The sequence below is a fragment of the Candidatus Zixiibacteriota bacterium genome (assembly GCA_021159005.1).
Lineage (GTDB): Bacteria > Zixibacteria > MSB-5A5 > UBA10806 > 4484-95 > JAGGSN01.
In genome coordinates this window covers 1-5,117 of record JAGGSN010000110.1, presented here as the reverse complement: position 1 = coordinate 5,117, position 5,117 = coordinate 1, and the positions used below count along the sequence as shown (strand labels likewise).

Sequence of the window (5,117 nt, the reverse complement as noted above, 5' to 3'; positions counted from 1 at the left end):
AGGTCGGGTTCTGACCGAAGGGAAAAACCCGACATTTTAGCTTTATAATATACTCTCCCAGAATAACGAGCTTATTACACAACAAAAGGTGTCGGGTTTCTCCTTTTAGTCGGAACCCGACCTGCTTTCTTTATTAAATTCAGTGCCACAATAACGACACTTAATAGCTTCAGATTTAATCAATTCAGCACAGTATGGACATTTTTTCATTGAGCCATCTTTAATAGCATCTTTCTCTACTGTTTCTTGGTTCTTCGGAACTACTAAAGCTAATATGAAACCAAATGGTCCAAATAAAACACCAAGGGCAAACCAGCCATAGCCACTACGACCTTTGTTGGAAGCAACCACCGCACTTACAATTCCGAACAAGAACCAAATTACTAGAATCTCCATTTTACATTCCCTATTTTTCGTATTTCTTTCCGCCAGTTGACCAGAGATAGAGCGTCTCTGAATACCTAAACCTGAATATCTCTTTGTCTGTTATTGGTTTGGCAAGCTTTGCAAGCATCAAACCACGGCCGAGGAGAGATACACCCGCACCTAAATCATCAAGCATTCCGTCAGCGGATGCTATAAAAGGAACATCCAATCCACTCCGCCAATAAACTATAGTCGCGCCCTCTGGAATTGCACCTATCGGCTGTATCATAAAAATTCCGCAAAATATCCTGAAGAAGATTATCAAACCGACTAAAATGCATAATAGAACAGTGATTGATAGCTTTTTCTGTTTCATCATTTAGTCCTTTACTGCTTATAAATTTTATAATTGTTTTTCTAAAAAAACCTTGGTTCTGAAAGTTTAGGGATAACACCTCAAGGTTGAAATCGCTATATTCCTAGTGTGATAAATGCTCTATTAGGAGTTAAACTTACCGCTATAATTAAAGCAAAAGTAATAAACATCAGCAAAACAAACAGCTTTGTTTCCATTTTTTCTCCTGTTTACGCCGTCAAATGAAACAATTCCTTTTCACTTAAACTTAATACGCTTCAAGTTAACAATCACTTACATATAAAGCAAGATATTCCTATCCATTCCGTGAGTTAATATACAAAATCCTACTGACAGAACCTGTCAGTGATAATAAAATAATTCTATGTTTTTAACTATAAACTCGACTATGTCCTGCCCCCAAAAAACTACATCCCATCCACAACATCCGCCAGCTTCTCAATCGACTTCATATACTCATCAAACAGGTTCTCCAGCGAGGCGGTTGATTCCTCGGCGTCGCCGTGCTTTACGCGCCAGGCGTGAGCTATCGGCTCAGTGTCGACTTTGTAATCGTTATGCACCAGCTTCAGTAAGTCAGGCGCCATATCAGGCGGGGTCTTGCCCGACATCCACACCATCCCCCGGCAGGCTGCCATTATCGAGCTTACCGAACCCGAAATTAACTGCGTCAGCATCTCAGAGTCTTCACCGGATGCCAGATAGCCGCGTCTGAGCTGGACGAGCTGTCCCTTAAACTGCACCTCGCACTGATAGCGTAAATTACTGGTCTCGATAACCGCCTCCTCCAACGGGTCGGCGCCATGTAGGATAATATGGTTATGCTTCATATCCGAAAACTCAAGCGGGAATGTATCAAGCGAGGTCGGGATATGACCGCGCTTAAAAACCAGCGGCAATGCCAAGCCGCTTTTTTTAAACTTGCGGCCGATATCAAGTATCACATTAAGCTCATTCTTGGCAACCGATTCGAGGATAATCACGGTGTTAATATCCGATGCGCCCTCTTTGAATTCATCAGCGCCGCCGCGTCGGGAAGCACGGGCGGCAGAGCCGAATAATATTAGCGAATACAAATTGTTATCAAATGCCTCGATTAAAGACTCGGCGAATTTTATTACGGTCTTGCGGCTTTTTTCAGGGAGATGCATTAATTTATCATTCATGATTATTTACCTCATTTTCTAAGAGCTTGATTTTAATTCTTTCATTTTAGCGACAATCAAAGGCAGTATTTCCCCCGATTTGCCATAGTAGTTTAAATCGCAAACATATGAAATCCCGCTGGGTTCGAGATTGACCTCGATGACCAGCGCGCCATTTTGCTTGGCGATACTCGCCAATGAAGCCGCCGGCTGGACCATGCCAGAGGTACCGATAGAGAAAAAAATATCCGCCCGATACGCCGCCGCTGTCGATTTTTCGAATACCTCTTGCGGCAGCTGCTCGCCAAACCAAACCACATCCGGACGCAGCCGTCCGCCGCATGAACAGATAGGCGGAAACTCATCGAATTCCTCAGTATAATCCATCCTGCCGCACTCAAGACAACGGTTGCGGTTTATGTTGCCGTGAATCTCCAAAACCTCCGGCGAGCCGGCAATCCGATGAAGCCCATCGACATTCTGGGTAATCAGGGTGAAATCATCATATATATCAGCCATCTCCGCCAAAGCATAATGGCCGGGGTTTGGCTTTATTTTACGGATAATATCCCGCCGGTAATTATACCACTCCCATACAAGCTTGGGGTTGTTGTTAAATGCCTCGAAAGTGGCCAACTCAGCCGGGCTGAATTTTTTCCAAAGACCATCCTCGCCCCGAAAAGTAGGCACGCCTGATTCGGCGGAAACACCGGCGCCGGTAAGCAATGCTATTTTCGTGGAATTCTTGATTGCCTCGATAAATTGTTGATTGAATTCTATATTCTCCATACCGGAATTATACAGTGTTGGGCATTGATAGTCAAGCGATGTAGAAAGGGGATTTTTCCCCATTTTTTCAGAACACCGCAGGTCGGATTCTGACCGTAGCAGGCTGTGCCAAAAGCTGCCTTTTTCAGTAATCGCTCCGCCTGAGGCGTCCGCCATAGGCGAAGCAATGACTCAAACGCCTAATGCCTTTATTTATCTTCTTTATCAACTTTTGGCACAGCCTGAAAAGGAGAAACCCGACACCTTTTGTTATGCAATAAGCTCGTTATTCTGGGAGAGTATATTATAAAGCTAAAATGTCGGGTTGAATAAAGGACTCCGTCCGTTTCCTCCGGTCGGAACCCGACCTGCTCAATTCAGCTCTATACCAGGAATAATCAAAGCAACTTTCTCCTCCCCCCAACTAAATCTCTTGACTATAAATACCTCGATTATTATCGTAGCCTACGATATAAAGAACAAAAAAATGATGCTAATAAAATAGGAGACAACAATGGGAAATTTCAGAGTACCCGTTCCGACAAACGAACCGATTCGCGCCTATGCGCCCGGCTCAGCCGACCGTGATAATATCTTAAAAGCAATTGATAAGCTGAGACAGACTCAAATCGAAGCCCCGATGGTTATCGGCGGCAAGGAGGTAACTGCCTCCGATAAGGTCAAGATGACCGAGCCGCATGACCATAACCGCGTGCTGGGTCATTACAACAAAGGCGGCAGGGCTGAGGTCGAGGCGGCTATCAAAGCGGCCGCCGATGCCAAACCGGCTTGGGAGGCGATGCCGGCTGAGGAACGATACGCCATATTCCTCAAAGCCGCCGACTTGATTGCCGGACCCTATCGCTATGAGTTCAACGCCGCCTGCATGCTGGCGCACAGCAAGAATATTTTCCAGGCGGAAATCGATGCGGTCTGCGAGCTGGTCGATTTTTTACGTTATAATGTCTATTACGCCCAGCAGATTTACGATATGCAGCCGGACAACCAGCCGGCTTTATGGAACCGGGTCGAGTACCGTCCGCTTGAGGGTTTTGTGTTTGCGGTTACGCCGTTCAATTTCGTCTCGATTGCCGGCAATCTGCCCTCCGCTCCAGCGGTGATGGGCAATACCGTAGTCTGGAAACCTGCCTCAAGCGCGGTCTATACAGCGTATTTCATTATGAGGATATTCAAAGAGGCAGGCCTTCCCGATGGTGTTATCAATATGGTAACGGCGCGCGGCGCTGATGTCGGCGAACTAATTCTCAAAAACGAAAATCTGGCCGGCATCCATTTCACCGGCAGTACCGCTGTATTTCAATCGATGTGGCGCACAGTTGGCGAGAATATCAAAAACTATAAATCGTATCCGCGCATCGTGGGCGAAACCGGCGGTAAAGATTTTATCGTGGTGCACAATTCCTCGAATGCCGCCCAGGTTGCCACCGCTATTACGCGCGGCGCTTTCGAGTTCCAGGGACAGAAATGCTCAGCTGCCTCACGGGCATATATACCGAAATCGCTCTGGCCGGAAGTTAAGAATATCCTGATTGCGCAGGCCAAGGAAATAAAGATGGGCGACCCCGCTAATATGTCGAATTTCATCAACGCCATTATCGATAAGAATGCCTTCGATTCTATCACTGCTTATATCGATTATGTCAAAGACTCAAGCGATGGTGAATTCGTTTACGGCGGCAAGTATGATGATTCGGTCGGCTACTTTATCGAGCCGACATTAGTGGAGACGACTAATCCGCATTTCAAGCTTATCGAGGAGGAGATATTCGGTCCGGTGATAACTGTGTATGTATATGAGGACTCCGATTACGAGAAAACCTTAGAGCTGTGCGATTCCACCTCGCCGTATGCTTTAACCGGCGCAATTTTCGCCACCGAACGGGAGGCTGTAGTTAAGGCGACCAAGGCTTTACGTCATGCCGCCGGCAATTTCTATATCAACGACAAGCCGACCGGCGCAGTGGTGGGACAACAGCCATTCGGCGGCGGCCGCGCCTCCGGCACCAATGACAAGGCGGGCAGTCTGCTGAACCTGATAAGATGGGCCTCGCCGCGCACCATCAAGGAGAATTTCATCCCGCCGACGGATTACAAGTATCCGTTCTTGGGGTAGGATAGGATATATATAATGTGCTTTGCTTTCAATGAAACATTGGCGTAAACGATGAGGCAACCCACTCCCGTTTTTGGGCGGGAGTGGGACACCCTGGGTTATGTGTACTAATCAGATGATGTAAAATCTGATCAATTAATTTTTCTTCATATTCTTCATATGCCCTAACATCAGGATGCCCACCAACAATATATTCTTCATAAGTATGAGCGCAAGTTTCCCATATTCTCTTATCTTTTCTAAATTTTTCATTCAATTCATCAGGCATATCAAATATTTATTTAGTAGGATTATCTAATTGGCGGCCCTTTTTATTTAAATCGTCTTG

At 46.0% G+C, this 5,117-nt stretch carries 6 protein-coding genes; 1 reads left to right on the top strand and 5 read right to left on the bottom strand.

All coding sequences use genetic code 11. The features are described from left to right. Nucleotides 1-105: 105 nt before the first annotated feature. The 4 genes from J7K40_06970 to J7K40_06955 form a co-directional block, all read right to left on the bottom strand. Complete coding sequence (locus J7K40_06970) at nt 106-396, bottom strand: zinc ribbon domain-containing protein (GenBank protein MCD6162139.1); 291 nt, start codon at nt 394-396, stop codon at nt 106-108. 10 nt (nt 397-406) lie between these two features. After that, nucleotides 407-745, bottom strand: coding sequence for a hypothetical protein (locus J7K40_06965; GenBank protein MCD6162138.1), 339 nt, complete (start codon nt 743-745; stop codon nt 407-409). A gap of 404 nt (nt 746-1,149) precedes the next feature. Further along, complete coding sequence (locus J7K40_06960; protein MCD6162137.1) at nt 1,150-1,908, bottom strand: hypothetical protein; 759 nt, start codon at nt 1,906-1,908, stop codon at nt 1,150-1,152. Nucleotides 1,909-1,926: 18 nt separating this feature from the next. Beyond that, nucleotides 1,927-2,676, bottom strand: a complete 750-nt coding sequence (locus J7K40_06955; GenBank protein ID MCD6162136.1) for an NAD-dependent deacylase — start codon at nt 2,674-2,676, stop codon at nt 1,927-1,929. Nucleotides 2,677-3,169: 493 nt separating this feature from the next. Between J7K40_06955 and pruA the strand changes: the two genes are divergently transcribed. After that, the gene (pruA, locus tag J7K40_06950) at nt 3,170-4,789 is read left to right on the top strand and encodes an L-glutamate gamma-semialdehyde dehydrogenase (protein ID MCD6162135.1); all 1,620 of its coding nucleotides are present in this window, start codon (nt 3,170-3,172) and stop codon (nt 4,787-4,789) included. A 28-nt stretch (nt 4,790-4,817) separates the two neighbouring features. Here the strand turns inward: pruA and J7K40_06945 are convergent, their stop codons facing one another. Next, nucleotides 4,818-5,057, bottom strand: coding sequence for a hypothetical protein (locus J7K40_06945; GenBank protein MCD6162134.1), 240 nt, complete (start codon nt 5,055-5,057; stop codon nt 4,818-4,820). Nucleotides 5,058-5,117 lie beyond the last annotated feature (60 nt).

Coding starts and splice junctions, on each gene's coding strand:
- J7K40_06970 (MCD6162139.1), bottom strand. CDS start 396: ATGGAGATTCTAGTAATTTGGTTCTTGTTCGGAATTGTAAGTGCGGTG.
- J7K40_06955 (MCD6162136.1), bottom strand. CDS start 2,676: ATGGAGAATATAGAATTCAATCAACAATTTATCGAGGCAATCAAGAAT.
- J7K40_06960 (MCD6162137.1), bottom strand. CDS start 1,908: ATGAATGATAAATTAATGCATCTCCCTGAAAAAAGCCGCAAGACCGTA.
- pruA (MCD6162135.1), top strand. CDS start 3,170: ATGGGAAATTTCAGAGTACCCGTTCCGACAAACGAACCGATTCGCGCC.
- J7K40_06945 (MCD6162134.1), bottom strand. CDS start 5,057: ATGCCTGATGAATTGAATGAAAAATTTAGAAAAGATAAGAGAATATGG.
- J7K40_06965 (MCD6162138.1), bottom strand. CDS start 745: ATGATGAAACAGAAAAAGCTATCAATCACTGTTCTATTATGCATTTTA.